Below are 22630 nucleotides of genomic sequence, written 5' to 3' on the forward strand. Positions count from 1 at the left end.
GAGATTTCGCGCCGGGTGGGTTGCGGGTGGGCGACACGACATCCAGGGACACGGCCGACTCAGTGCCAGTCGCTGATCTGCACGTCGTCGGGCGCCGGGGCGCCGCGGCCGGTCTCGACCAGGGACTTCAGGCTCAGCAGGTAGGACGCCCACTTCGTACTGCAGTGATTCATGAATTCGACCGGCTCGCGCCAGCCCTGGTGTTCGAACAGGACGATCGTGTAGTCGCCGTCCTGGCGCAGCTTGAAGTCGACGGTGGTGCCGATCCATTCCTCGGGGCCGTCGGCCACGCGCCAGCGGACGTGTTCGGCGGGACGGGTTTCGAGGACCTCCATGTCGAAGCCGCCGACCGGGGGAAAGCGGAACTGGAGTACGCCGCCGGCCTCCTTGGTGTCGGCGGTCCACCACGCGGCCAGGCCGTCCACTGTGGTCAAGGCCTCGTAGACCTGGTTCGGGGTCGCGTCCTTGACGCCGATGCGGTGCAGGATGTCAGGCATTGTTGTTCCTTTCGGTCTGGATGGTCTCGGCGATCCGCTTGATGCGGCGCAGGCGGGCGTCCCATTCGGCGCCGACCGCGGCCAGCTGGGTCACCGCGCGTTCGAGCTGGGTGTCGTCGACCTGGTAGCGCTTCTCGCGGCCGGTCGGGGCCGCGCGGACGAGGCCGACCCGGTCGAGGACGCCGAGGTGCTTGGCGACTGCCTGCCGGGTGACCGGCAGATGGTGGCTGAGGGTGGTGGCGGTGCCGGGGCCGCCGGCCAGCAGCAGGTCGAGCAGGCGGCGGCGGGTGGGGTCGCCGATCGCCGACCAGAGCTCGTCGTCGACCGCGGTCGTCACGGGCGGACCGTCAGGGTGGCGACGTACGGGGCGATCCGCGGCAGGAAGTAGTCCCAGCCGTTCACGTGGTCCCTACGCGCTTCCTCGTCGCGGTACCCGGTCTCGGTCAGCTTGAGCAGGGTGCCGTCGCCCGAGGGGACCAGCTCGAACGTGACGAGCAGCGAGTTCTCGGCCGTCGCGGGCTCGCCGGGCGGCTGCGTCCAGCGGAACGTGAAGGTGCGTGGCGGCTGCACCTCGAGGACGGTGAACGCCTCGACCTTGTCACCGCCGAAGCCGAGCTCGCCGGTGGACCCGGGCACGGGCTCGTAGCGGGCCTCGTCGGGCCACCACCGGCTGACGTGCCGGGGGTCGCTGACGACCTCGAACACCACGGTGGGCGAGGCCTCGATGTAGATCTCGCGCTCGATGGATCCGATCTCCATGCCGCTCCTCCAATAGCAACCTTTGGTTGCACCAGACATTAGCGCGCAGTCCCGACTGACGCAACCTTAGGTTGCGCGACGTCAGGCGAAGAGTGTCAGCGGCCCCATGATTGCCGCCCGCTTCGCGGTGACGGCGGCGGGGTGCTGCTGCTAACGTCGTCGGTGGCGTGGCCCACGCCCAACCTCCGGTGACCGTCCCCGACGCGCGGTCCTTGTCAGAGGCAAAGGGATTCTCATCTCGGGTCGCTGTCCTCGTTCGTTGTCTCGGACGTCTTGGTCGCGCGGGGGATCGACGCACGGGACTGCGGAGGGCCGATGACAGCCAACAGGAACTTCAAGCGCCGGGTGCGTGCCCGCGCCGCCAAGACCGGCGAGTCCTACACCGCTGCGTTGCGGCACTTCCGCGCGACTCCGCCAGGAGAATCGATGCCGAAGAACACTGCCCTGCGACTGTCCGTCGCTCAACTGACCGTCGCGCCCGACCCCGGTGACACGGCGGCGCTGCGCGACAGCGGCGAGCAGATCCGTCGCCTCATGCGCGAGGCCCACGCAGCCGGGGCCCGGCTGCTGCACCTGCCCGAGGGCGCGCTGACCTGTCCCGACAAGAGGGTCATGTCAGCAACCGGTCCGCAGAACATCGGCGCGGCCGACTGGAGCCGGACCGACTGGGCAACCCTGGCCGACGAGCTCCGGGCGATCACCGAGCTCGCCGGCGAACTGCGGCTGTGGACCGTCCTGGGCTCGGTCCACCGGCTGACCGCGCCCCGCCGCCCGCACCTCAGCCTGTACGTCATCTCGGACAGCGGCACGATCGCCACCCGGTACGACGAGCGAATGCTGTCCAACACCAAGGTCAGCCACCTGTACACCCCCGGCTCGGCGCCGGTCACGTTCACCGTCGACGGCGTACGTTTCGGCTGTTCGCTCGGCATGGAGGCGGCCTTCCCCGAGATTTTCCTGGAGTACGAGCGCCTCGACGTCGACTGCGTCCTGTTCTCGACCCATGGCCCGGGGACGCCCGCCAACAACGGCCCGTTCGCCCTGCAGGCGCAGGCGCTGGCCGCGGCCAACAGCTACTGGGTCAGCTACGCCGGCACGGCTCAGGACGCCCCGAACGCCCCGTCCGGCGTCGTCGCTCCCCACGGCGACTGGCTCACCCGCTGCCCACCGGAACCCGTGCCCGCCATCGCCACGACGGAGCTCGACCTGAGCGCCGAGAACTACGCACGCCCGTGGCGACGGGTGGCCCGAAGCGGTCTGTACGCCCAGCACCAGGCGCCCAACGACCCCAGGAGCCTCGACCGGGTCAATCCCTGACCATCTCGATGTCGCCGGCCGGCACCGCGCCGGCCGGCGACACCCCACACCTCACACAGGCTGGACGATCTCGGTCTCCCACGTCGCCGGGTCCGGGTGGTCCCCCGGATCGGTCAGGTACGTCTCCCGGGGCGCTCCGGCCGCGGACAGCCCCTGGTCGCGCATCCACTTCTCGATCTGCTGGTAGGACTCGGGCAGGCTGTCGTACGGTCCACGATGGATGGTGACCACCGCGCGACCGGCGGGGATGACGATCGCCTCGATCCCGTCCGCGAGAACCGCCGACGGCGGTGGCTCGGCAACGGTTATGCCGCTCTCGATGACGAGCGACCCCTTCCCCACCTCCGGGTAACGGGCGAACGGCGGCCCGGCGATCGCCAGCCCTTGCCGCTGGGCGTAGTCGAACACCGCCGGCAGGCACTCGGCGAGCGCGGTCGCGATCTCGTCGCGCGTGACCCTGCGGCGAATCACGAGGGCATGGACGGTGGGCTGGTCACGAACGGAGATGTCCAGGGGCACAGCGGTTTTCCTCTCGGTGATGCTGATGCGATAGAGGCTGATGCAGGGTGCCGCCGACGTCACCGTCGAGGCGTGTACGGCGGCGATGTGCCGGCCGGGAACGGTCGCCCGCGGGCGCGGTAGCTCTGCGGACTGCGGCCGAGGTGGCGGGTGAACGTCCGGGTGAAGACCTCATGACTGCCGAAGCCGTGGTCGAGCGCGATCACCGACACCCGGCGGTCGCCGGTCACCAGCTCGCCCGCGGCCCGGGCCAGCCGTACCCGCGTCGTGTAGGCCTTCGGCGTCTGGCCCGTCAGCCGCCGGAACCGGCGGTGCAGATCGAAACGCGATCGGTTGGCCCACCGGGCCAGGGCGGACAGCGAGACGTCCTCACTCAGCCGGGAGTTGACGACGGCGAGGAGTTGAAGCAGCTCGCGGGTGGGCGACGACACGAACGGACGCTACCAATCAAGTGACGCCACCGGTTGACGGTTCTTGCGCTGCCGGAGCTTCGGCATCAGGACAGGAAGTGGCCTGAAGGGGCTTTAGCGTCGCTCGCATGACGAACAGCCAATCGGGCGTCCGCTCGTTCCGTATCGACATTCCGCAATCGCAGCTCGACGACCTGAAGGCCCGTCTGGCCAACACCCGGTGGCCGGACGAGCTGCCCGGGGTCGGCTGGAGCCGCGGAGTTCCCGTCGGGTACCTGCGGGAGGTCGCTGACTACTGGCGCACCGGCTACGACTGGCGGGCTCAGGAGGCGGCCATCAACGAGTACCCGCAGGGCCTGACCACCATCGACGGGCAGAGCGTGCACTTCCTGCACGTGCCCTCGCCCGAGCCGGAGGCCACGCCGCTGGTCCTGTTGCACGGCTGGCCCGGTGGGGTGGTGGACTTCCTCGACGTCATCGGGCCCCTGACCGATCCCCGTAGCCACGGCGGTGACCCCGCCGACGCCTTTCATCTGGTGATCCCGTCGTTGCCGGGATTCGGGTTCTCCACCCCACTGGCCGGGCCGGGGATGAACCCGGCCCGGGTGGCCGGGATCCTGGTGGCTCTGATGGCCCGGCTCGGATACGACCGGTACGGCGTCCATGGCTACGACTGGGGCGCGTGGATCGGCCCCAAACTGGGCGAGCAGGACCCGGAGCGGGTCATCGGCGTCCACCTCACCGCGATGGTCACCATCCCCGTCGGCGCCGACGGCGAGATGGACGGCCTCAGCGAGGTCGACCAGCAGCGCTGGCAGCGCATGCAGGACTCCAACGACGGCTACCTGCGCTGCAACAGCAAACGCCCGCAGACCGTCGGGTACGGCCTGACCGACTCCCCGGTCGGGCAGCTCGCCTGGATCGTGGAGAAGTTCAAGGAGCACACCGATCCGGAGGAGGGCCTGCCGGAGGACAGCATCGACCGCGACCGCATCCTCACCGACGTGTCGATCTACTGGCTGACCGGCACCGCCGTCTCCGCCGCCCAGATCTACTACGAGGAGTTCTCGGCGGGCGCACCGAGCGGCGGCGGCGGACGCGGGACCGTGCCCACGGGCGTCCTCGTGTCCGGTCAGGACCTCGCGATCCGGCCGTGGGCCGAGCGTGACCACCACATCGTGCACTGGACCGAACTCGGCAAGGGCGGGCACTTCCTCGCCCTGGAAGCACCCGGGCTGCTGGTCGACGACGTTCGCACGTTCTTCCGAAAGCTACGGTGACGGGCACACCTGGGCCGCCGCTTCCACTTGACGCCCTCAATCACCGCTCGCGGACGAACGGTGCTGTTCCGCGAACCGGATGATGGTGTCGCCCAGCTGTTCGAGGAACCGGCCGGCCATGGCCAGCCGGGCCCCGGCAGCGGTGCCGCTCCCCAGGATGTCGGCGCCGCGCAGCACGGTCGCGGCCAGCCGCTGGTTGGCGCGGACGTTGACGACAGCGGATCGGACACCCGCGTCCTCGTCGAGGAAGTACCGGTGGCGCCGGCTCCCGCCGTCACGGCTGCGGCGTATCAGCCCGTGCTGTTCCAGCAGCCCGACCGCGAGCGAGATCGTCGCCGGGCTGACCCGGAGGTGCCCCGTCAGCTCGGCGGTGGTGGCGCTGCCGTTCTCCGCGGTGAACAGACAGGCCAACACTCCGGCCGCGGTGCGGGGCATGCCGGTGTCGATCAGGGCCGCGGTGAGATCGGTGATCAACGCGATCCGCGCTCCCGAGTCGGGGCCGGCGGGTACGCGCCCGGCCTCCGATGCGGACGCCTGTGGTCGGCGCCGGCCGCGGCGGACAGTGGCCAGCTGCGCCAGCTCCGCGCGGTAGCGGCCCGGCCCGCCGTTGCGAGCGACCTCGCGGCTGACCGTGGAGGTCGGGCGGCCGAGATCACCGGCGATCTCGGCGAAATCGCGCCCCTGCGCCAGCCCGGCGGCGATCCGCTGCCGGTCGGCGCTGGTCAGCCTGCGTCCGGGCATTCCGTCCACCCTCCCCTGGAGGTCCGCGGGCCACCAGTGTGGGCGCCGGCCGTCGTACGGTGCAACGCGCGTGCTTTCGCTGACACCGTCATTGCAATCGCAATCAGCGCTTTGAACAGCGAAGACACCGAATCCAGCCGCGGGCTGGGTGGCTCGGCATTCGGACCATGCCTAACGTTCGGTTACCTGTTCAGCAACCCGAGAAGGAGCATGCGTGCGAGCCAAGGGCATCACCTACGACACCGGATTCGCCCCCGGTGGGCGGAGCACCCGGGCCGGCTTCGACCCCGGCGCAGTCCAGCGGGAGATGCGGATCATCGCCGACGATCTGCACTGCGACGCCGTCCGGGTCAGCGGCGGGGACCCCGAACGGCTGTCCGTCGCGGCCGGGCACGCCGCCGACGCCGGGCTCGAGGTCTGGTTCTCCCCGTTCCCCTGCGAGCGAACCGCTCAGGAGTTGCTGCCGTACTTCGCCGACTGCGCCGACCGGGCCGAGGCCGCCGGCGCCGCGGTCTTCGTCGCCGGGTGTGAACTGAGCCTGTTCAACTCGGGTTTCCTGCCCGGGGCCGACACCTTCGCCCGGATCAAGTCCCTGTCCGGCGGCGACCCGGCGGCGGTGGGCCGGCTCGCGGACGCTTCCGCCGCCGTGAACACGCTACTGGCCGAAACCGCGGCTACCGTACGCCCTCGATTCCGCGGCAAGATCACCTACGCCTCCGGAACGTGGGAGGACATCGATTGGACGCCCTTCGACATCGTCGGTGTCGACGCGTACGTCGATCCCGACGACCCCGGCTTCGCAACGGCTGTGGAGCACTTCCGCCGGCACCGCAAACCGCTGGCCGTAACGGAATTCGGCTGCTGCACGTACCGGGGGCGCGGCTGCGCGAGGCGGCATGGGCTGGGACATCGTCGATCACGAAACCGACCCGCCCCGCATTCCCGGCGACCACGTCCGCGACGAGGACGAGCCGGCCCAATACCTCCGCCGCCTGATCGGCGCGTTCGATCAGGAGGGCGTGGACACCGCGTTCTGGTTCACCTTCGCCAGCTACAACAGCCCGTACCACCCCGATCCGCACCTGGACCTCGACATGGCCGGGTTCGGGGTGTGCAAAGTGATGCCCGACGGCCGTCTCGAACCGAAGCGGGCCTTCCACGCCATGGCCGAGCTGTACGGGAAGTAGCGGCCAGGGTTCTCAGCCCTTCGCTTCGCGAACGTCCTGTCCGTGCTCGGCGAACGCCTTGAAGTCCTGCATGTGCTGCAGCGATTGCTTGCGGAACGTGCCGGGCATGAAGAGCCCCACGAGTCGCATCAGCAAGCCGCTGAACCGGTACTCGTTCTCGCTCACCCAGAGCGTCGTCTCCGGGCCGGTCTCAGTGAGGCGTTCGCGCGCGGCGCTCCACATGCCCGGGCCGACGATCTCGCGCTCGAAATGGACGACGCTCTCCCGCGGGATCTCGCTCAGGTCCACCGGTTCCCGCCGCGTGATGGTCTCGGTGCACTCGAACTTCTGCTGCCCCATCTGCAGGATCACTCGCGACTTGGTGCCGGCCTGCCCGTGCACCCCGCTCAGCGGCTCGTGCAGCACCAGTCCTCGGAGCCACTTCGGCAGATGCGCAGGGTCGGCGAGCAGCTGGGCGACCCTCTCCCGCGGCAGGGCGATCTCCATCGAGACGGTGTACTCCATGACGGCATGTTATCAGCTCCACCTTATATAAGCCCGAACCGAATTTTTGGCACGATACCCTCGCTTCCCAGCATCACCTTTTCGGGGGCACGGTCGGCTTCAAGGTTTAAGGACATGTGCGCCTGTCCATACGGCACCACAGATGTGGTGGAGGAGCGGTGCAATGAAGACTGCAGGTATGGAGTACGTCGTCGCGAGAAGCGTCGGTGAGGTGATCGACGCATTGGCCGATGGGGAGACATCCGTGCTGGCCGGCGGCCAGAGCCTGGTGCCGGAGGTGACACGCCCGGGCACGCGACCGTGCCGGCTGGTGGACATCAACCGGATCGACGGCCTCGACACGCTGGTCGAGACGGACGGGTACCTGCGTGTCGGAGCACTGGTCCGGCACCGGGCGTTCGAGTCCGACACGGTCACCGGGCCGCTCGGTGACCTGTTACGGGTCGTGGTGCGTCACATCGGACACCCGCCCATCCGGGCCCGGGGCACGATGCTCGGCAGCCTCGCCTACGCGCACCCGGCGGCCGAGTGGCCGGCCGTGGCGGTCACCCTCGGGGCGCGGCTTGTGCTGGACGGGCCGGACGGGCGCCGGACGGTGACGGCGGACAGCTTTTTCACCGCGCCGTTCGTCACCACCCGCCGACCCGAGGAACTGCTGATCGAGGCGCAGCTGCCCGTGCTGCCCGACGGCACCGGCATCGGCTATGCCGAGAACCGCCGCAATTCAATCTTTCCGCACGCGGCGGCGATCACGGCGGTCACGGTGACCGACGGTGTGGTCAGCTCGGCGGCGATCTGCCTGGTGAACTCCGGGCCCCACCCGGCACGGGCCAGCGCAGCCGAGGATGCGCTGGCCGGGACCACGTTCTCGGACACCGCCATCGCCACCGGCGCGGAAATCGCGGCGGAGCGGGACACTCGCCGCCTCGACGACGATGCCCGATCGCCGGAACAACGCCGAGCCTTTCGAATTCTGGTCAGCCGAGCGCTTCGCCACGCTCGTGAGGGAGCCCGCCGATGCGGGTGACGCTGACCGTGGACGGAACGCGTCATGACCTCGACGTCGAAACCGGCCGCAGGCTCGCCGACGTGCTCGGAACGGAATGCGGCGTCTCCGGCTGCCGCGTCGCCTGCCCGGACGGCACCTGCGACGTCTGCGCCGTGGTGGTGGACGGCGACGCGATCCGCTCCTGTCTGATGCTGGCCGTGCAGGCTACCGGCGCCCAGATCGACACGGCCGGCGACCGCGGCTTGCCACATCAGCGGTAGGCCCTCCTCAAGCGGCGCCCGAGGCCGAGGGCTGGCGGGCGTCGATCAGGTCGCCCAGGTGGACGCCCGCCTCGTCCAGCAGACGCTGGACGGTGGCGATGGACAGTCCGTCGACGATGTTGTCGCCGTGGATCAGGCGGTAGAAGTCCTGGCGGTTCCGGCGTACTGCTTCCACTCGCCAGCGGCCGTCGGGGGTCTGCATGGCGCCGATCACCGTGCCCTGGGAAGGGGGTGGGATCGGTTCGGCGGCACGGCGGATCGAGGAGGCGGCCCGGTCGGTGCGCAGACCACGCCATGACGGGTGGCGCAGGCGGCCGTCGGGGGTCCAGTTGCGGAACGCCACCTCGCCGATCAGGCAGGGCTCGACCCAGTGGGCGTGGCGGGCGTGTTCACGGGGAACGTCGCCGACCGGTGCGGTGGTGCGAGTCAGGGGGGCCAGTTCCTTCTGCAAGTGGGTCAGGGCAGCGTCGGTGAAGCCGGTGCCGACGTGGCCGGCGAACACCAGGCGGTCATGGTCGTCGTGGACGGCTAGCAGCAGGGAGCCGATCGTGCCGGAGCGTCGGCCGGCACCGGGCTTCCAGCCGATGACCAGCACCTCCTGCGTCTTGACGAGCGGCACCTTGGTCCAGTCGGCCGAGCGTTTGCCGGGGCGGTACGGGGCGGCCAGGCGCTTGGCGACCACGCCTTCCATGCCGGCAAGTTCGGCGGCTTGCAGCACCGTACGGCCGTCGACCTCGAGGAATCGGACGGGCACCCGGACGTGCTCGCTCGTCAGGTCGAGCTGGGCGAGGCGGTCGCGCCGGGTGGCGTACGGCAGGGCAGTGAGATCTTCGCCGTCGAGTTCGAGCAGGTCGAAGACGTAGTAGAGCACCGGGACGCTCGCGACCAGGGCCGGGCTCGGGATCGCGACGTGCATGCGCTGCTGCAGGCGGGCGAACAAGGGGCGGTCGGTCTCGAGCGCGACGACCTCGCCGTCCAGCACCGCGCTCCGGCCGCCGAGCAGCCCGGCCAGTTCACCCAGCTCAGGGTAGGTGGCGGTGATGTCGTTGAGGTTGCGCGAGAATGCTTCAACCCGGCCCGAGCGGACGTCGGCGATGACGCGTACGCCGTCGTACTTGAACTCGAAAGCCCAGCCCGGGCCGGCCGGCAGAGCGCCGGCGGCCGCGAGCATCGGGCTGATCACAAATACCAGTCATGCGCATAAAGACGGGGGCGGCAACCGGTACGCGGAAAGATCACCTAACTACATCAGTGTAGTTTCCCCAGCTCAGGAGCCCAGCCGGGTCGCGGGATCAAGCAGAACGGGTGTCCCACCGGCATGCGGGTCACCCCGAAAATGTGTTGAACGGTTCTTCTACGCTGATCGGGCCTTAACACGAAACGGGGAACCATGCGCGTTCAGCGTCATCTGGCCGGCGTCATCGCCGGTGTCACCACGCTTTCTGTGCTCGGTGGTTGTGCCGCCCAGCAGATCCAGGCGCTCGAGCCGAAGATCGAACTGCGCAACGCCGCCCAGCAGCTCGCCGACGCCCAGCAGACGGGCTTCGTCCTCAAGGTCACCGGCAACCCGGACGATCTGGTGGCCGCGGCCGGCAAAGAGGCCGACGCCGCCACGGTGGCGCAGTTGTTCAACTCGTCGATCACGATGACCACCGACAAGGGCGGCGCGGGCGAAGCGGACGACAGGTCCAGCCTCGCGGTCAACGTCGACGGTGTCACCGGCACCGAGATCCGGTTCGTCGACGGGGCGCTCTACCTGAAGGCGCCGGTGAAGGATCTGGCCGCCAAGTTCGGGGCCACCCCGGCCGACATCAAGGAGCTCAGCGGCGGGGCGCCCGGCCTCGACGCGCTCCTCGCCGGCAAGTGGATCTCGGTCGACACCAAGCAGCTGCCCGGTGCGGCCGCCGCCTCGGCCAAGCCGGACGCCGAGCAGCAGAAGATCCTGGCCGAGGTGACCGCCAGCGCCACCAACCTACTCGAAGGCGCCGACGTGGTCCGCGACAGCGCCGACGACAAGCACCTCATCGTCACGTCGTCCACGGCCAAGGGGTACGCCGAGGCCAAGCGCCTGGCCACCGCGGTCGAGCCGTCGCTGGCGTCGGAGTTCCCGGCTGCCCCCGAGAAGGACCAGCCGGTCGTCATCGACCTGTGGCTCGACGGCGGCAAGTTCACCGCGGCCGAGGTCAACGTCCTGCAGTTCGTCGAGGGCGCTCAGGGCCGGGTGGCCGCCCGCCTCGAGTTCACCGAGGGCGGCGCGATCGACGCCCCGGCCGGCGCGACCGCGGTCGACCTGTCGGGCCTGCTCGGCGCGACCGGCGGCACCATGCCGTATCTGAAGGATCTGCGCCCGGTGAACTGATCGCGCGCTGAGGGGCGGGCCGGCTGCGCGCCGGCCCGCCCCTCATTTCGTACGTTCGATGTCGCGAGGAGTCAGCTCAGCGGGTCGGCCTCGCCGGGCTGCTCCGCCGGCTCGTCCTCCTGAACCGGCGAGCCGGTGAGCAACTCGACCTCCCACCGTTCGGTGAGGGAGTCACTTTCCTCCTCGGGTTCGAGATAGCTGCGTACGCGGACACCGAGGCCCAGCTGGTTGGCCGCGCGCAGGTGTTCGGTCACCTCGTCGATGCTGGTCAGGTAGTACGTGGCGATCAGGTCGGGCAGGGTGGTGGTCTCGTCCAGGTCAGTCACCGCCCCAGGGTAGGCGGCCCGGCCCCCGCCCGCATGTGACGGTGGAGATACCGAATTCGCCGTGCAGGTGATTGACACCGCATTCACCCCGACGGGCGATTGTTGACCATGAATTCACCGGAAGAATGGCCGAATCCGGTCGGCTTTCTCCGAAAGGCCTCGCACTGTGCGAATTCGTCGATTCCTCGCGCCGGCATTGCTGGCTCTCACCCTTTCGGCCGCAAGCCTGGCAGGCGCGCAACCCGCGGCCGCCGCAGCCGCCGGCGACTACCGCATCACGATCGACATGCTCGAGTGCGACGTGATGGCGGTCGGCGTCCAGGGCACGTGCATCATCAGCCTGCAGACGTGGCTGAACATCTTCGACGACACGAGCATCCCGGTCACCGGCTACTTCGACCAGGCCACCAAGGACGCGGTGATCAAGTTCCAGAGCCGGCACGGCCTCCAGCCGGACGGCCGCTTCGGCGACCGCTCGCGCCTCGCGCTCTACCGCGACTACGTGCACATGAAAGAGAACAGCGTCGCCACGCCACGCCCGGGCGCGCCGATCGACGCGAAATGCAATCCGGCCACGGGCGTGAACTGTGACAAGGGCGCGGCCATTCCGGGCATCAACGGCGGGATCGTCCAGTCCGTTTTCTGCAACACGACCTCGGGCGGTCTGGGCCTTCTGAAGAGCGCCATCAAGGGCGGTGCCATCGGCATCGGCGCGGGCATCGCCTGCGACATTCTGCTGAGCTGAGGACTACGAGGCGAGAGCCTGTTCCACGCTGCACCACCAGCTCGTACGGCCGCCGACGGTGCTTTTCGCCATCGGCGCGCCGTCGCGAGGGCAGTGGGCGCCGGCGACCCGGAACGGGATCACCTTGAGGGTGTGCACGCCGCCGTCCCTGATCGCCGCGCGTACGGACGCACGGGTGGCCCGCAGCAGGCGGGCGATGTCGTCGTCGGTGAGCTTGTCGACGCGGCGACCCGGGTTGAGGCGGGCCGCCCACAGGATCTGGTCGGCCAGCAGATTGCCGATGCCGGCCACGGCGTCCTGGTCGAGCAGGCGGGCCTTGACCGGGGCAGTGCCGAACGCGAGCGCGGCCGGAACTGCTGCGGGGTGATCTTGCGACCCAGCCCGGCCCGCTCGATGACCGCCCGGGCCGACTCGACTTCCGGCAGCTCCGGCATGGCGCCTCCCGCGGCTCTCGTTCCGCGGACCCGGCCGCGGCTACCCAGCTGCCTGCAGGTCACCACCCTACTTGCCGGCTTGACACCACCGGGCCGACAACCCCGCCGGCAGCGGAAGCAACGTTCCACTCCTCAGGGAATCGGCCCGGCGTAGCCCATCCAGAAATCGACGGCCGCTGCCCGCGGGCGGGGCGCGAGCGCGGTGTCGTCCCCGAATTCCATGATCTGCTCGGGCGCCTGTTTCACGGTGGGCCATTGCGGCAGACCAGTCGAGTTCGGGTCGCCGTCACGCACGAAACTGATCCAGTAGGCGCTCATGTGGTCGCGCAGCCGCATGTCGGCCTGTTCATAGTCGGGGTCGCCGTCCGCGCCCAGGTTGTCGAAGGCATACATGATCTCCGCACCGTGGTAGGCGCCGAACTTCTGCAGTCCCTTCTCCGGCGGTACGCGCGTGAAGAAGTAGAGGTAGGCCGCAGACTTGCCGGACTGCGTGTGCAGTTGGGCCCAGCGGTACATGGCCCGCGTCATGATTTTGTCGGTCTCGGCGTCGAGGAGCGACTCCAGCACCCGCTCCGGCGACCCGCCTGGGTACAGGCGCAGGAACTCCCCGGCCCGGGGGCCGTACGTCTCGCGCACCGATGTCTCGTAGGCGGCCACATCGGTGTCGGGCGGGTCCGCCAGGGCGAGAGAAGCCTCATCCGCGTTGCTGCCAACCAGGATCGGCACATCGAGCTGATCCCCGGCCGCATAGATTTCCGCGGGCGTGCCGCTCAGCACATGACCGTCGACGGACGGCCGCCAGTGCGAATCGAGCGACTGGGCCGCTTCCCGGATCCGCTCGACCGGCATGGCACGCATCGCGTCGATCGTCGCGCCTCCCAACTGTTCGCTCAACCGCTTCCCGGCGTCCTCCGCCACGGCTCGGGTATCGGCCTGATCGCCGTTTTCTGTGTCTCCGGTGGTGCCCATGCACGCGCCACTACCCGCGATGATGCCGTCCACCAGACCTCGCGCCAGCGGAGTCGCCCCCAGCATGCAGACGCTCTGCCCACCGGCGGACTCCCCCGCGATCGTCACGCGGTCGGGATCACCGCCGAACGCCGCGATGTTGTCGCGGACCCACCGCAGCGCGGCGAGCTGGTCCAGGATCCCGTAGTTGCCCGACACCCCCTCGGCCGACTCAGCGGCCAGCCCCGGATGGGACAGGAAGCCGAACACCCCCAAGCGGTAGTTCAACGTGACGCTGACGATCGCCCCCCGGGATGCCAGGGACTCGCCGTCGTAGATCGGCAGGGCACCCGAGCCGGTCGCGAACCCGCCGCCGGCGATGTAGACCAGAACCGGGAGCTTCGCCGAGCCCGGCTTACGCCAGATGTTGAGCGACAAGCTGTCCTCGCTGGAGGGATACGGGTTGAGGAAGGTGCCCTCCAGCGGAACCTGGACGACCTGCGAGAGCGCCCGGCTGAAGAAGTTGGACGTCGGCTGTATCGGGACATCGGAGAACCGGTCGGCGGTGAACACGTGGCTGCGCCGTGCCGCAGGCTGAGGTGGACGCCATCGCAGGTCGCCCACCGGCGAGCTCGCGTAGGGTATTCCGGCGAAGATCTCGACCGTACGGTCGTCGTTGTAGACGCCGGTGACCGGGCCTTCCCTGGTCGGCACCGGAGCGGTCGGGCGGCGATCCTCGCCGCCCGCGACCCGGTTCTGCAGCGGCGGATAGGCGACGACAGCCGTGGCGCACACGACAAGGCCGACCAGCAGCAACGCAGCCACGCGGAACATGACCCGCCCCCGCAACCACCAGCGTGTGGTGATACCGAACCCGCCCAGCAGCGCCGCGACGAGCACCCACCCCCACCACGGGCTCCGATTCAGCCAGGCCAGGGCGCAAGCGATCACGGCCAACGCAAGAAGAGGTCCCCAGTGCCAGCGGGGCTGCCGACGACTTCCCACTTCTTCCTCCACGACTGCACGACTGCACGACACAATGGCTGTTCCCGCGTCACTGCCCGGCGAGGACAACGTCGGTCAGGTCCTGACCGGCAGATCGGCGACGTTGCTGCAACCCGGACGCCGGCGTACGGGACGACTACTCGAACGGCGGCGCTGCTTGATGCGACACCGTGTTGCCGGAACACAGTCAAGCCGCTGGTGGCCAGGCACAAGATCAGCCCACGGCATCCACCCGCCTCGGCCGGCAATGGGGTCACGGCGCTTGGTCAGGGTCGGCGTCGGGCCTCCTCCCGTTGATAGCGGCCTTGACGGCGGTGCCGATGCGGCGCAAGGCGGCCAGATCGTGGGGTTCGAGCTGGTCAATCAGGTATTCGCGGACCGCAGCGACATGCCCCGGCGCGGCCGCCACGACCTCGTGGTGGCCGGCCTCGGTCAGCGTGGCGACGGTTCGCCGGCCGGCGCCGGGAACCCGGGCCCGTTCGATGAGCCCGCGCTTCTCCAGGCGTCCGACGACGTGCGACAGGCGTGACAGCGACGCCGACGTCCGGGCGGCGAGATCGCTCATTCGCAACGTTCGTTCCGGCTGCTCGGACAAGACCGAGAGCACGATGTATTCGAAGAACGTCAAAGGCGTCTCGCGCTGCATCCGCGCGTCCAGAGCTGCGGGCAGACTGATCATGATCGCGGAGTTGGCCCACCACGCCGCCAGCTCGTCCTCGGTCAGCCAGCGCGTTTCGGTAGCCGGCCTCACGGACTGTCCCGCACCGGACTCCGGCTCGGCTGCCCTGCCCGTCGCAGGCGCCGCGGATCCGGAACTCGGCGTACTGCGGGCGTGTGACGGGCCGAGTTGTCCTTTCGCATTCGCTGTGGTCTTCGCCATGCCGCAACCCTAGCGCACCTTGTTGACGCATCAAGTTCGCGCGTGCTCTGATGTTGATGCATCAAGTTCAGCCTCCGCACCACACCCCGGCCCGCCATTTCATGGCGGCTGCCCGGCACAGTCAGATCGAGAAGAGGACCACACACATGCAGATCACCCATCTGGGCGCGCTGGAGGTCTCGCGCATCGGCCTCGGAGTCATGGGGATGTCGGCCTACTACACCGGCGCCGGCCGCGATGTCAGCGAGTCGATCCGCACCATTCATCGCGCCCTGGATCTCGGCGTCACCCTCCTGGACACCGCCGAGGTGTACGGGCCGTACGTCAACGAGGAACTGGTCGGTCGCGCGATCAGGGGCCGCCGGGACGAAGTCGTTCTCGCCACCAAGTTCGGTCTCGTCTCGCACACCGGCAGGCCGGGCCTGGACAGCACACCCGCCAATATCCGGGCCGCGGTCAACGGGTCACTGCGGCGCCTCGGAACCGATCACATCGACCTGTACTACCAGCACCGGATCGACCCCGGCACACCTGTCGAGGAGACGATGGGAGCGCTGAGCGAGCTGGTGGCGGCAGGCAAGGTGCGCCACGTCGGTATGTCGGAAGCCGGCGCGGCGACGATCCGCCGGGCTCACGCGGTCCATCCGCTGACTGCTGTGCAGACCGAGTACTCGCTCTGGACGCGCGACCCCGAGGCCGGCATCCTGCCGACGCTACGTGAGCTGGGAATCGGTTTCGTGCCCTACTCGCCTCTCGGGCACGGCTTCCTCACCGGCAGCATCCGGACCCTCGACGGCCTGGACGCCGGCGACTGGCGTCGCACCAACCCCCGGTTCACCGGTGACAACCTCACCCGCAATCTGCGCATCGTCGACGAGGTGAGCCAGGTCGCGGGCGAAGCCGGCGCCACACCCGCGCAGGTTGCTCTGGCCTGGCTGCTCGCGCAAGGCCCCGGCGTCGCGCCCATCCCGGGCACCAGGCGGGTCGACCGGCTCGAAGAGAACGCCGCCGCCGATCGCCTCCAGCTCAGCGCCGATCAGATCGAACGTCTGGACCACCTGGCCCCGGCTTCTGGCGATCGCCACGCCCAGGCTGACATGGCTGTGATCGACCGCTGACCGAAGCAGGGACGGACGGGAGTCGCCCGGCCGTGCCCAACCGAGCGGCACGGAAAGGCCGTGCCGCGACCGAAAGAGAACCAACGGAGCTGATTTCATGTCTGGTGCAGTGATTCGCGTGGGCATCATCGGGGCGGACACCCGGGCCAGCTGGGCGGGAGCGTCACACATCCCCGCACTGGCGGCACAGCCGCAGTTCACCCTGGGCGCGGTGGCCACCCGGCACGAGGAAAGTGCCAGCAGCGCCGCCGAAGCCTTCGGCGCCGACCGCTGGTTCGCCGATCCCCTCGAGCTCATCCACGACCCCTCGATCGACCTCGTCACCGTGGCCGTCAAGGTCCCGGCCCACCGTGACCTCGTGCTCGCGGCCCTCGCCGCGAAGAAGGCCGTCTATTCGGAATCGCCGCTCGGCGCGACCGTCGCGCAGACAGAAGAGATGGCTGCCGCGGCCGGCTCGTTGCACACGGCGATCGGTCTGCAGGGCCGGCTGAACCCGTCGGTGCGTCGCGCGGCCGAGATCATCGCAGCGGGCCGGCTCGGGCGGTTGCTGTCGGCAAGGGTCGCCGCCACAACCTTCGGCAACGGCCCGGAATCGATGAGCGCATACGAGTACTTCGACAAGGCAGCGGCCGGAGCGGGCTTCCTGACGATCGCCGCAGGCCACGTGCTGGACGTGGTCGAGGCGGTCCTCGGCGACATCACCGACATCGACGCCCGCACGGAAATCCTCTGGCCTCAAGTGAAGCTGACCGACACCGGCACAATCTCCGTCCGGGAGGTCCCGGATCACCTCGACGCCATCGTCAAGACCACCTCGGGCGCTCCCGTGGGAGTACAGATCCTGGCCGGCGTGCCCGGACCCGATGCCCACTTCCGCCTGGACATCCGCGGATCGGAGGGCTGGCTGACGCTGACCGGCAACCACCCCGCGGGCGTTCAGGTCGGCGACCTGACACTGGCGTCGAACGTCGAGTTCGACGCGCCCGACAGCCCCGTCGCCACCGGCCTCGGCCCGACCGCGGCCGACATCTGGGCCGGAGCATCCATCAACGTGGGCGAGGTCTACGCCAGCCTGGCGCGCGACATCACCAACGCGACCTACCACACCCCCGGCTTCGACCACGCCGCCCACAACAGCCGGCTGATCGCCCGCGTCGAACAAGCCGCGCGCACCGGCATCCGGCAGTGACGGTGTCACTCGGCAATCCTCTGCTCACCAACGTCCGTGGCACCCTGCTGACCACCCGGGGCGCCCTCCCCCATCTGACGAACGGCGGCCGCAGCATCACCATCGGCTCGACCGGCTCCAGCTTCATTCAGCCCAGCAGGGGCGGGCGTTGCCAATCCTCGCCGCGTACGTGGTGGTCGAGGAAGGCCAGCATCGTGGAATGCCAGACGGCGAGGTTGCCGGGCTTGGCCACGCCGTGGGCTTCGTCGGGGTAGTAGAGGAACTTGTGGCGGCCGTCCGAGGAGCGGGACAGCAGGTCCCACCACAGGCGCAGGGCCTCGCCGATCGGGACGCGGTAGTCGTTGTCGCCGTGGATGACGAGCATGGGCGTGGTGATGGCGTCGGCGAAGTGGTGCGGGGAGTTGGCCTCGAGGCGGGCCGGGGTCATTTCGCGCAGCCAGTAGTACGGGTGGTCGGTGGTCGTCATCATCTGGTCGAGCGCCCACAACGACGCGTGGGTGACGATCGCGGCGAAGCGGGTGGTGTGGCCGGCTATCCAATTTGCCATGTAGCCGCCGTACGAGGCCCCCACCGTGGCCGTCCTTGATGGGTCGAGGTCGGGGCGGGTGAGCGCGGCGTCGGTCATGGCCATCAGGTCGTGGTACGGGGTTTCGCCCCAGGCGCCCCAGCCGCGGCGCAGGAAAGCGTCGCCGTAGCCGGTGGACAGGGCCGGGTCGGGCATCAGCACGGCGTAGCCGCGGGCTACGGCCAGCCACGGGTTCGAGTTCCACTTCCAGATGTTCCAGGAGGCGAGCGGGCCGCCGTGGACCCACAACAGCAGGGGCGCCGGCGTTTCGGCGCCGGTCGGTAGCGCGAGCCAGGCGCGCAACGGGGTGCCGTCGGCGGCTTGCGCTGTCACTTCTTCCACGTTCCCGGGTACGCGCACCGCCGGCACCGGACTGGGCAGAAGTTCAACCTCGTGGGAGTCGAGCGACACCCGCACCGGGTGCGGCGGGCTCGCGATGGTGTTGCGCAACGCGTAGACCCAGCGCCCGTCCGGCGACACGTGCGGATCGGTGTACGCGGCGTCGTCGGCAGTGAGCCGGGTGACCTCGCCGGTCGTGGCCTCCACCCGCCACAGCGGGCAGCGGCCGTTGTCGTCGGCCGCCACGATCAGCGCAGTGCCGTCCGGCGTCCAGCGCGGGCTGTGCGGCCACCGGTCCCAGTCAGTCGTCAGCGACGTGACCGGTCCACCGTCGAGCGGCGCCAGCGCCAGCCGGATGCCGCCCGGGTCGTCCGCTGAGGACCACTGCCGTACGACGAAAGCCACCCGGGCGCCGTCGGGTGACACCCGCGGCGACACGTAGTCGTAGCCGGGGTCGTCGGCGAGCATCCGCCGCTCGCCGGTCGCGACGTCGATGACTGCCAAGGCCGAGCGCTGCGCCCCGCCCGGCGCCGCCACCTGCCAGGCGGCGACCACCTTGCGCCCGTCCGGCGTGACCTCCCAGTCCCCTCCGGTGTCCAGCGCCCGCCCGACATGACCGGTCACGTCCCGCAGAACGTCGCCGTCGCTGAGCGACAGGACGCCGTCGTCGAGCGACCCGGCGACCAGGCGCGGCCTGTCCGGCCCGAGGTCGTGGTCCCAGAACCGCACCGGGAACTCCTCGTGCAGGATCGCCGAGACCCCCGCCGCCTTGCGCCGCTCCCGTCCGGAGTCGCCGGCGGAAAGCACCGCCGAGCCCGCCACGAGCGTCCCCGCCGGGCTGACCCGCACCCCATGAATCCCGCCGGGCAACTTCGCCAGGACGTACGCCTCACCGCCGGCCACCGGCTGCAGCCACAACGCGGCCGTGCCGTCGTCGTCCGCCGCGGTCCACGACAGTTCGGAAGGCGCAGGCGCGGAAGAGTCGGGCGGCGCGGGCCGGGCCGAGGTGAAGAGCAGATCGCCGGCCGGGGTGAAGCCGGCGCCCGACTCGCCCTTGTCGCTGCGCGTCAGCTGCCGGGCCGGGCGCTGACCGGCCGGGTCGACCTCCCACAGCCCGGTGCGAAAGCGGATGCCCTCGCGGTCGGGCGTTCCCACGCCGACGACCAGCCGGCGCCCGTCGGGCGAGAGCCACAGCCCGGCCAGTCGCGGCAGACGAACGTACGCGTCGGGGTCGTGAAAGGCATCGGCGCTCATCCACGTCTTTGTATCACCGACTTGACTTCGAGCGCGCTCGAAGGACCATCATCGCCGGCATGACGGAGATCGTGCTGGGGGCCATGCTGTTCGGAACGCGGATCGGCGAGCGGGAGTCGTTCGCGGTGCTCGACCGGTTCGTCGAGGGCGGCGGCCGGTGGATCGACACCGCGAACAACTACGCGTTCTGGCTGCACCCGTCCGGGTTCGGTGGCCAGAGCGAGCAGGTGATCGGCCGCTGGCTGGCCGCGCGGCCGGGTGTGCGCGACCGGGTGCTGATCAGCACGAAGGTGGGCGCCGAGCCGACCGATCCGGCTCGCGGCCTGGACGCCATGGAGGGGCTGTCGGCGCCGGTCATCCGCTCGGCGCTGACGGGCAGCCTGCAACGGCTGGGCACCGACCGCGTCGACTTGTACTGGGCACACGTCGAGGATCGCTCGGTGCCGCTCGCCGAGACCGCCGGCGCCTTCAGCGACCTGGTCGCCGAGGGCCTCGCCGCGCGGCTGGGCGCCTCGAACACCCCCGCGTGGCGCGTCGAGCAGGCGCACGGCCTTGCCGAGCACAGCTGGACGGCGTTGCAGCTGCGCCATTCCTACGTTCAGCCGCGGCCGGGCGCCGCCCTCGAGTCGTCGGCGCACCGGCAGGTGTTTCCGGAGACCCTCGACTACGTGCGGACGGCCGGCCTGGACCTGTGGGCGTACTCCACGCTGATCAACGGCGGGTACGGCCGCCCGGACCGGCCGCTCGAGGAGGCGTACGCGCACCCCGGCACCGACCGGCGGCTCGCCGCGCTCACCGAGGTCGCCGCCGAGCTCGGCGCCACCGCGAACCAGGTGGTGCTGGCCTGGCTGCTGGGCGGCGACCCGCCGGTGTGGCCGATCGTGGGCGCCAGCACGCCGGAACGCCTCGACGAGGTGCTGGCCGCCCGCGACCTGAAACTCGACCCCGGGCAGCGCCGCCGCCTCGACGAGGCCAGTTAGCCGAGCAGTTCCGGCCGCTGCCACTTCTCGCCGAGCACGTGGTGGCCGAGGAACGCGAGCACCGTCTCGTACCAGACCTTGGCGTTGCCGGGCTTGAGGATCCAGTGGTTCTCGTCGGGGTAGTACAGGAACTTGTGCCTGCCCTCGGATCGCAACAGCAGGTCCCACCACAGGCGCAGGCCCTCGCCGATCGGCACGCGGTAGTCCTTGTCGCCGTGGATGACCAGCATGGGCGTGGTGACGGCGTCGGCGAAGCGGTTCGGCGAGTGCTCGGCCAACCGCTCCGGCGTCAGCTCGCGCAGCCAGTAGAAGGCCAGGTCGGTCGTGGTCATCATCTGGTCGAGGGCCCACAGTGAAGCGTGCGTCACGATCGCGTCGAAGCGGTCGGTGTGCCCGGCCACCCAGTTCGCCATGTAGCCGCCGAACGAGCCACCCATGGCGGCGGTGCGCGTGGCGTCCAGATCCGGGCGCTCGAGCGCGGCGTCGGTGATCGTCATGAGGTCGGTGTACGGCTTGTCGCCCCACGTTCCCCAGCCGCGCTTGATGAAGTCGAGCCCGTAGCCGGTGGACAGGGCCGGGTCGGGCATCAGGACGGCGTAGCCGCGCGCCACCAGCAGCCACGGGTTCCACCGCCACGACCAGGTGTTGTACGAGCTCAACGGTCCACCGTGGATCCACAGCACCAGGGGCGCCGGTTCGCCGGTGCCGGGCGGCAACGCGAGCCACGCGCGCAGCGGGCTGCCGTCGGCGGCTTGCGCCGTCACTTCCTCCAGACGGCCCGGTACGTCGAGAGTGGGGGCCGGGCTGGGCAGAAGCTCGATCTCGTAGGTGGACAGAGACACCCGCACGGGGTGCGGCGCGCTGCTGACAGTGCTTCGCAACGCGTACACGTAACGCCCGTCCGGCGACATCCGAGGGTCGGTGTAGACGCCGTCGTCGTCCGTCAGGCGTGTCACCGCGCCGGTCGCCGCGTCCACGCGCCACAGCGGGGAACGGCCGTTGTCGTCGGCCGCCACGACCAGCGCGGCCCCGTCCGCCGTCCATCGTGGACTGTGCGGCCAGCGGTCCCAGTCCGCGGCCAGAGCCTTCACCGGCCCGCCCGCCACCGGAACCAGGGCCAGCCAGATGTCGCCCGGGTCGTCCGCGGAGGACTTCCGCCGTACGAGCATCGCCACCCGCGACCCGTCCGGCGACACCCGCGGCGAGTTGTAGCCGTTCGCGTCGTCGCCCGCGATCTGCCGGCGTTCCCCGGACGCCAGGTCGATGACCACGACCGTCGACCGCTCCGACCCGCCGCCCTCGGACACGAGCCACGTCGCGACCACGCTGCGGCCGTCGGGCGTCAGTTCCCAGTCCCCCTCGGTGTCCAGCGCCCGCCCGGCATGCCCGGAAACATCGGTCAGCTCGGGATCGGGCAGCGATCCGGCGAACAGCCGCGGCCGGTCCGGCCCGAGGTCGTGATCCCAGTACCGCACCGGGTAGCCCTCGTGCAGGATCGCCGAGACCCCGGCCTTCTTGCGCCGCTCGCGCCCCGCGTCGTCACCCGAGGGCAGCACCGCGGACCCGGCCACCAGCGTCCCGTCCGGTCCGGCCTGCACACCGTGCACACCGCCGGGCAGCTTGGCGATCACCCGCGCGTCCCCGCCGGCGGCCGGCAGCAGCCACAGCGCCGCCTTCGCGTCCTTGTCGTCGTCGCCGTCGTGCCCGGGCCGGGCCGAGGTGAACAGCAGGTCGCCGTCCGGTGTGAACGCGGCCGCCGACTCCCCTTTGACGCTGCGGGTCAGACGCCGGGCGGGCTGCTCCCCCGCCGGGTCGACCTGCCACAAAGCGGTGGAGTAGCGGGCATTGTCCTTGTCCGGCGTGCCCACGCCGACGACCAGCCGGCGCCCGTCGGGCGAGAGCCACAACCCGGCCAGTCGCGGCACCCGGACGTACGCGTCGAGATCGGTGAAAGGATCGGCTGCGCTCATCGGGCCTTTCTATCACCGACAGCGGCCCGGCCGGG

At 70.1% G+C, this 22630-nt stretch carries 23 protein-coding genes and 1 pseudogene; 10 read left to right on the forward strand and 14 right to left on the reverse strand.

Going from position 1 to position 22630, the window contains the following annotated elements; translation table 11 throughout:
- Window positions 1-59: 59 nt before the first annotated feature.
- Genes LXN57_RS32860 through LXN57_RS32870 form a run of 3 tightly spaced genes read right to left on the reverse strand, consistent with a single transcriptional unit; the run spans window position 60 to window position 1256 of the window.
- On the reverse strand, window positions 60-497 hold the full coding sequence (locus LXN57_RS32860; protein ID WP_251802088.1) for an SRPBCC family protein: 438 nt from the start codon (window positions 495-497) through the stop codon (window positions 60-62).
- Window positions 490-834: an ArsR/SmtB family transcription factor gene (locus LXN57_RS32865; RefSeq protein ID WP_251802089.1), complete on the reverse strand. Its 345-nt coding sequence runs from the start codon at window positions 832-834 to the stop codon at window positions 490-492. The genes LXN57_RS32860 and LXN57_RS32865 overlap by 8 nt, the downstream gene beginning before the upstream one ends.
- Complete coding sequence (locus tag LXN57_RS32870; RefSeq protein ID WP_251802090.1) at window positions 831-1256, reverse strand: SRPBCC family protein; 426 nt, start codon at window positions 1254-1256, stop codon at window positions 831-833. The genes LXN57_RS32865 and LXN57_RS32870 overlap by 4 nt, the downstream gene beginning before the upstream one ends.
- 315 nt (window positions 1257-1571) lie before the next feature.
- On the opposite strand from LXN57_RS32870, the gene LXN57_RS32875 reads away from it, so the two are divergent.
- Window positions 1572-2573 (forward strand): carbon-nitrogen hydrolase family protein, encoded by a 1002-nt coding sequence (locus LXN57_RS32875; protein ID WP_251802091.1) that lies wholly within the window; start codon window positions 1572-1574, stop codon window positions 2571-2573.
- Between the two features lie 51 nt (window positions 2574-2624).
- Here LXN57_RS32875 and LXN57_RS32880 read toward each other — a convergent pair whose 3' ends face one another.
- Both LXN57_RS32880 and LXN57_RS32885 read right to left on the reverse strand, forming a co-directional pair.
- A complete protein-coding gene (locus LXN57_RS32880) occupies window positions 2625-3092 on the reverse strand; it encodes a GyrI-like domain-containing protein (protein ID WP_251802093.1) in 468 nt (155 codons plus the stop codon).
- 59 nt (window positions 3093-3151) lie between these two features.
- Complete coding sequence (locus LXN57_RS32885; RefSeq protein WP_251802094.1) at window positions 3152-3523, reverse strand: helix-turn-helix domain-containing protein; 372 nt, start codon at window positions 3521-3523, stop codon at window positions 3152-3154.
- A 107-nt stretch (window positions 3524-3630) separates the two neighbouring features.
- Between LXN57_RS32885 and LXN57_RS32890 the strand changes: the two genes are divergently transcribed.
- A complete protein-coding gene (locus tag LXN57_RS32890) occupies window positions 3631-4782 on the forward strand; it encodes an epoxide hydrolase family protein (protein ID WP_251802095.1) in 1152 nt (383 codons plus the stop codon).
- Window positions 4783-4818: 36 nt separating this feature from the next.
- On the opposite strand, the gene LXN57_RS32895 is transcribed toward LXN57_RS32890, so the two are convergent.
- Window positions 4819-5523 carry a helix-turn-helix domain-containing protein gene (locus LXN57_RS32895; protein ID WP_251802096.1) on the reverse strand — a complete coding sequence of 235 codons (705 nt, stop codon included), beginning with the start codon at window positions 5521-5523 and terminating at the stop codon, window positions 4819-4821.
- Window positions 5524-6419: 896 nt separating this feature from the next.
- Between LXN57_RS32895 and LXN57_RS32900 the strand changes: the two genes are divergently transcribed.
- Complete coding sequence (locus LXN57_RS32900) at window positions 6420-6710, forward strand: hypothetical protein (RefSeq protein ID WP_251802097.1); 291 nt, start codon at window positions 6420-6422, stop codon at window positions 6708-6710.
- A gap of 12 nt (window positions 6711-6722) precedes the next feature.
- Here LXN57_RS32900 and LXN57_RS32905 read toward each other — a convergent pair whose 3' ends face one another.
- Window positions 6723-7214, reverse strand: a complete 492-nt coding sequence (locus LXN57_RS32905) for an SRPBCC family protein (protein ID WP_251802098.1) — start codon at window positions 7212-7214, stop codon at window positions 6723-6725.
- A 163-nt stretch (window positions 7215-7377) separates the two neighbouring features.
- Here LXN57_RS32905 and LXN57_RS32910 point away from each other — a divergent pair, with 163 nt between their 5' ends.
- Both LXN57_RS32910 and LXN57_RS32915 read left to right on the forward strand, forming a co-directional pair.
- Window positions 7378-8241 carry an FAD binding domain-containing protein gene (locus LXN57_RS32910; protein WP_251802099.1) on the forward strand — a complete coding sequence of 288 codons (864 nt, stop codon included), beginning with the start codon at window positions 7378-7380 and terminating at the stop codon, window positions 8239-8241.
- Window positions 8232-8483, forward strand: a complete 252-nt coding sequence (locus LXN57_RS32915; protein ID WP_251802100.1) for a (2Fe-2S)-binding protein — start codon at window positions 8232-8234, stop codon at window positions 8481-8483. Before LXN57_RS32910 ends, LXN57_RS32915 begins: the two co-directional genes overlap by 10 nt.
- 7 nt (window positions 8484-8490) lie before the next feature.
- Here the strand turns inward: LXN57_RS32915 and ligD are convergent, their stop codons facing one another.
- A complete protein-coding gene (gene ligD / locus LXN57_RS32920; protein ID WP_251802101.1) occupies window positions 8491-9654 on the reverse strand; it encodes a non-homologous end-joining DNA ligase in 1164 nt (387 codons plus the stop codon).
- 219 nt (window positions 9655-9873) lie between these two features.
- On the opposite strand from ligD, the gene LXN57_RS32925 reads away from it, so the two are divergent.
- Window positions 9874-10842 (forward strand): hypothetical protein, encoded by a 969-nt coding sequence (locus tag LXN57_RS32925; RefSeq protein WP_251802102.1) that lies wholly within the window; start codon window positions 9874-9876, stop codon window positions 10840-10842.
- A 71-nt stretch (window positions 10843-10913) separates the two neighbouring features.
- Here the strand turns inward: LXN57_RS32925 and LXN57_RS32930 are convergent, their stop codons facing one another.
- Window positions 10914-11168 (reverse strand): phospholipase D-like domain-containing protein, encoded by a 255-nt coding sequence (locus tag LXN57_RS32930; protein ID WP_251802103.1) that lies wholly within the window; start codon window positions 11166-11168, stop codon window positions 10914-10916.
- 166 nt (window positions 11169-11334) lie between these two features.
- On the opposite strand from LXN57_RS32930, the gene LXN57_RS32935 reads away from it, so the two are divergent.
- Window positions 11335-11913 (forward strand): peptidoglycan-binding domain-containing protein, encoded by a 579-nt coding sequence (locus tag LXN57_RS32935; RefSeq protein ID WP_251802104.1) that lies wholly within the window; start codon window positions 11335-11337, stop codon window positions 11911-11913.
- A 3-nt stretch (window positions 11914-11916) separates the two neighbouring features.
- Here the strand turns inward: LXN57_RS32935 and LXN57_RS32940 are convergent.
- From LXN57_RS32940 to LXN57_RS32950, 3 genes and pseudogenes are all read right to left on the reverse strand, one after another.
- Window positions 11917-12246: pseudogene (locus tag LXN57_RS32940) on the reverse strand (Fpg/Nei family DNA glycosylase); the annotation flags it as partial.
- 233 nt (window positions 12247-12479) lie between these two features.
- Window positions 12480-14129: a carboxylesterase/lipase family protein gene (locus LXN57_RS32945; RefSeq protein WP_251802227.1), complete on the reverse strand. Its 1650-nt coding sequence runs from the start codon at window positions 14127-14129 to the stop codon at window positions 12480-12482.
- 424 nt (window positions 14130-14553) lie between these two features.
- Window positions 14554-14946 (reverse strand): MarR family winged helix-turn-helix transcriptional regulator, encoded by a 393-nt coding sequence (locus LXN57_RS32950; protein WP_251802107.1) that lies wholly within the window; start codon window positions 14944-14946, stop codon window positions 14554-14556.
- A gap of 380 nt (window positions 14947-15326) precedes the next feature.
- On the opposite strand from LXN57_RS32950, the gene LXN57_RS32955 reads away from it, so the two are divergent.
- Complete coding sequence (locus tag LXN57_RS32955) at window positions 15327-16298, forward strand: aldo/keto reductase (RefSeq protein ID WP_251802108.1); 972 nt, start codon at window positions 15327-15329, stop codon at window positions 16296-16298.
- A gap of 97 nt (window positions 16299-16395) precedes the next feature.
- Entirely contained in the window at window positions 16396-17487 is a 1092-nt protein-coding gene (locus LXN57_RS32960) for a Gfo/Idh/MocA family protein (RefSeq protein ID WP_251802109.1), read from the forward strand.
- A 127-nt stretch (window positions 17488-17614) separates the two neighbouring features.
- On the opposite strand, the gene LXN57_RS32965 is transcribed toward LXN57_RS32960, so the two are convergent.
- A complete protein-coding gene (locus LXN57_RS32965; protein ID WP_251802111.1) occupies window positions 17615-19645 on the reverse strand; it encodes a S9 family peptidase in 2031 nt (676 codons plus the stop codon).
- A 59-nt stretch (window positions 19646-19704) separates the two neighbouring features.
- On the opposite strand from LXN57_RS32965, the gene LXN57_RS32970 reads away from it, so the two are divergent.
- On the forward strand, window positions 19705-20625 hold the full coding sequence (locus LXN57_RS32970; protein ID WP_251802112.1) for an aldo/keto reductase: 921 nt from the start codon (window positions 19705-19707) through the stop codon (window positions 20623-20625).
- Here the strand turns inward: LXN57_RS32970 and LXN57_RS32975 are convergent.
- Window positions 20622-22595, reverse strand: a complete 1974-nt coding sequence (locus LXN57_RS32975) for a S9 family peptidase (protein WP_251802113.1) — start codon at window positions 22593-22595, stop codon at window positions 20622-20624. The two genes, LXN57_RS32970 and LXN57_RS32975, sit on opposite strands and share 4 nt — an antisense overlap.
- Window positions 22596-22630: the final 35 nt, after the last annotated feature.

The sequence above is a fragment of the Paractinoplanes hotanensis genome, from assembly GCF_023717965.1.
Lineage (GTDB): Bacteria > Actinomycetota > Actinomycetes > Mycobacteriales > Micromonosporaceae > Actinoplanes > Actinoplanes polyasparticus.

Bases quoted from the DNA above. Each gene is read 5' to 3' on its own strand.
- LXN57_RS32860 (WP_251802088.1), bottom strand. From the start codon at position 497: ATGCCTGACATCCTGCACCGCATCGGCGTCAAGGACGCGACCCCGAAC.
- LXN57_RS32870 (WP_251802090.1), bottom strand. From the start codon at position 1,256: ATGGAGATCGGATCCATCGAGCGCGAGATCTACATCGAGGCCTCGCCC.
- LXN57_RS32875 (WP_251802091.1), top strand. From the start codon at position 1,572: ATGACAGCCAACAGGAACTTCAAGCGCCGGGTGCGTGCCCGCGCCGCC.
- LXN57_RS32890 (WP_251802095.1), top strand. From the start codon at position 3,631: ATGACGAACAGCCAATCGGGCGTCCGCTCGTTCCGTATCGACATTCCG.
- LXN57_RS32895 (WP_251802096.1), bottom strand. From the start codon at position 5,523: ATGCCCGGACGCAGGCTGACCAGCGCCGACCGGCAGCGGATCGCCGCC.
- LXN57_RS32900 (WP_251802097.1), top strand. From the start codon at position 6,420: ATGGGCTGGGACATCGTCGATCACGAAACCGACCCGCCCCGCATTCCC.
- LXN57_RS32905 (WP_251802098.1), bottom strand. From the start codon at position 7,214: ATGGAGTACACCGTCTCGATGGAGATCGCCCTGCCGCGGGAGAGGGTC.
- LXN57_RS32910 (WP_251802099.1), top strand. From the start codon at position 7,378: ATGAAGACTGCAGGTATGGAGTACGTCGTCGCGAGAAGCGTCGGTGAG.
- LXN57_RS32915 (WP_251802100.1), top strand. From the start codon at position 8,232: ATGCGGGTGACGCTGACCGTGGACGGAACGCGTCATGACCTCGACGTC.
- ligD (WP_251802101.1), bottom strand. From the start codon at position 9,654: ATGCTCGCGGCCGCCGGCGCTCTGCCGGCCGGCCCGGGCTGGGCTTTC.
- LXN57_RS32925 (WP_251802102.1), top strand. From the start codon at position 9,874: ATGCGCGTTCAGCGTCATCTGGCCGGCGTCATCGCCGGTGTCACCACG.
- LXN57_RS32945 (WP_251802227.1), bottom strand. From the start codon at position 14,129: ATGTTCCGCGTGGCTGCGTTGCTGCTGGTCGGCCTTGTCGTGTGCGCC.
- LXN57_RS32950 (WP_251802107.1), bottom strand. From the start codon at position 14,946: ATGCAGCGCGAGACGCCTTTGACGTTCTTCGAATACATCGTGCTCTCG.
- LXN57_RS32955 (WP_251802108.1), top strand. From the start codon at position 15,327: ATGCAGATCACCCATCTGGGCGCGCTGGAGGTCTCGCGCATCGGCCTC.
- LXN57_RS32960 (WP_251802109.1), top strand. From the start codon at position 16,396: ATGTCTGGTGCAGTGATTCGCGTGGGCATCATCGGGGCGGACACCCGG.
- LXN57_RS32965 (WP_251802111.1), bottom strand. From the start codon at position 19,645: ATGAGCGCCGATGCCTTTCACGACCCCGACGCGTACGTTCGTCTGCCG.
- LXN57_RS32970 (WP_251802112.1), top strand. From the start codon at position 19,705: ATGACGGAGATCGTGCTGGGGGCCATGCTGTTCGGAACGCGGATCGGC.
- LXN57_RS32975 (WP_251802113.1), bottom strand. From the start codon at position 22,595: ATGAGCGCAGCCGATCCTTTCACCGATCTCGACGCGTACGTCCGGGTG.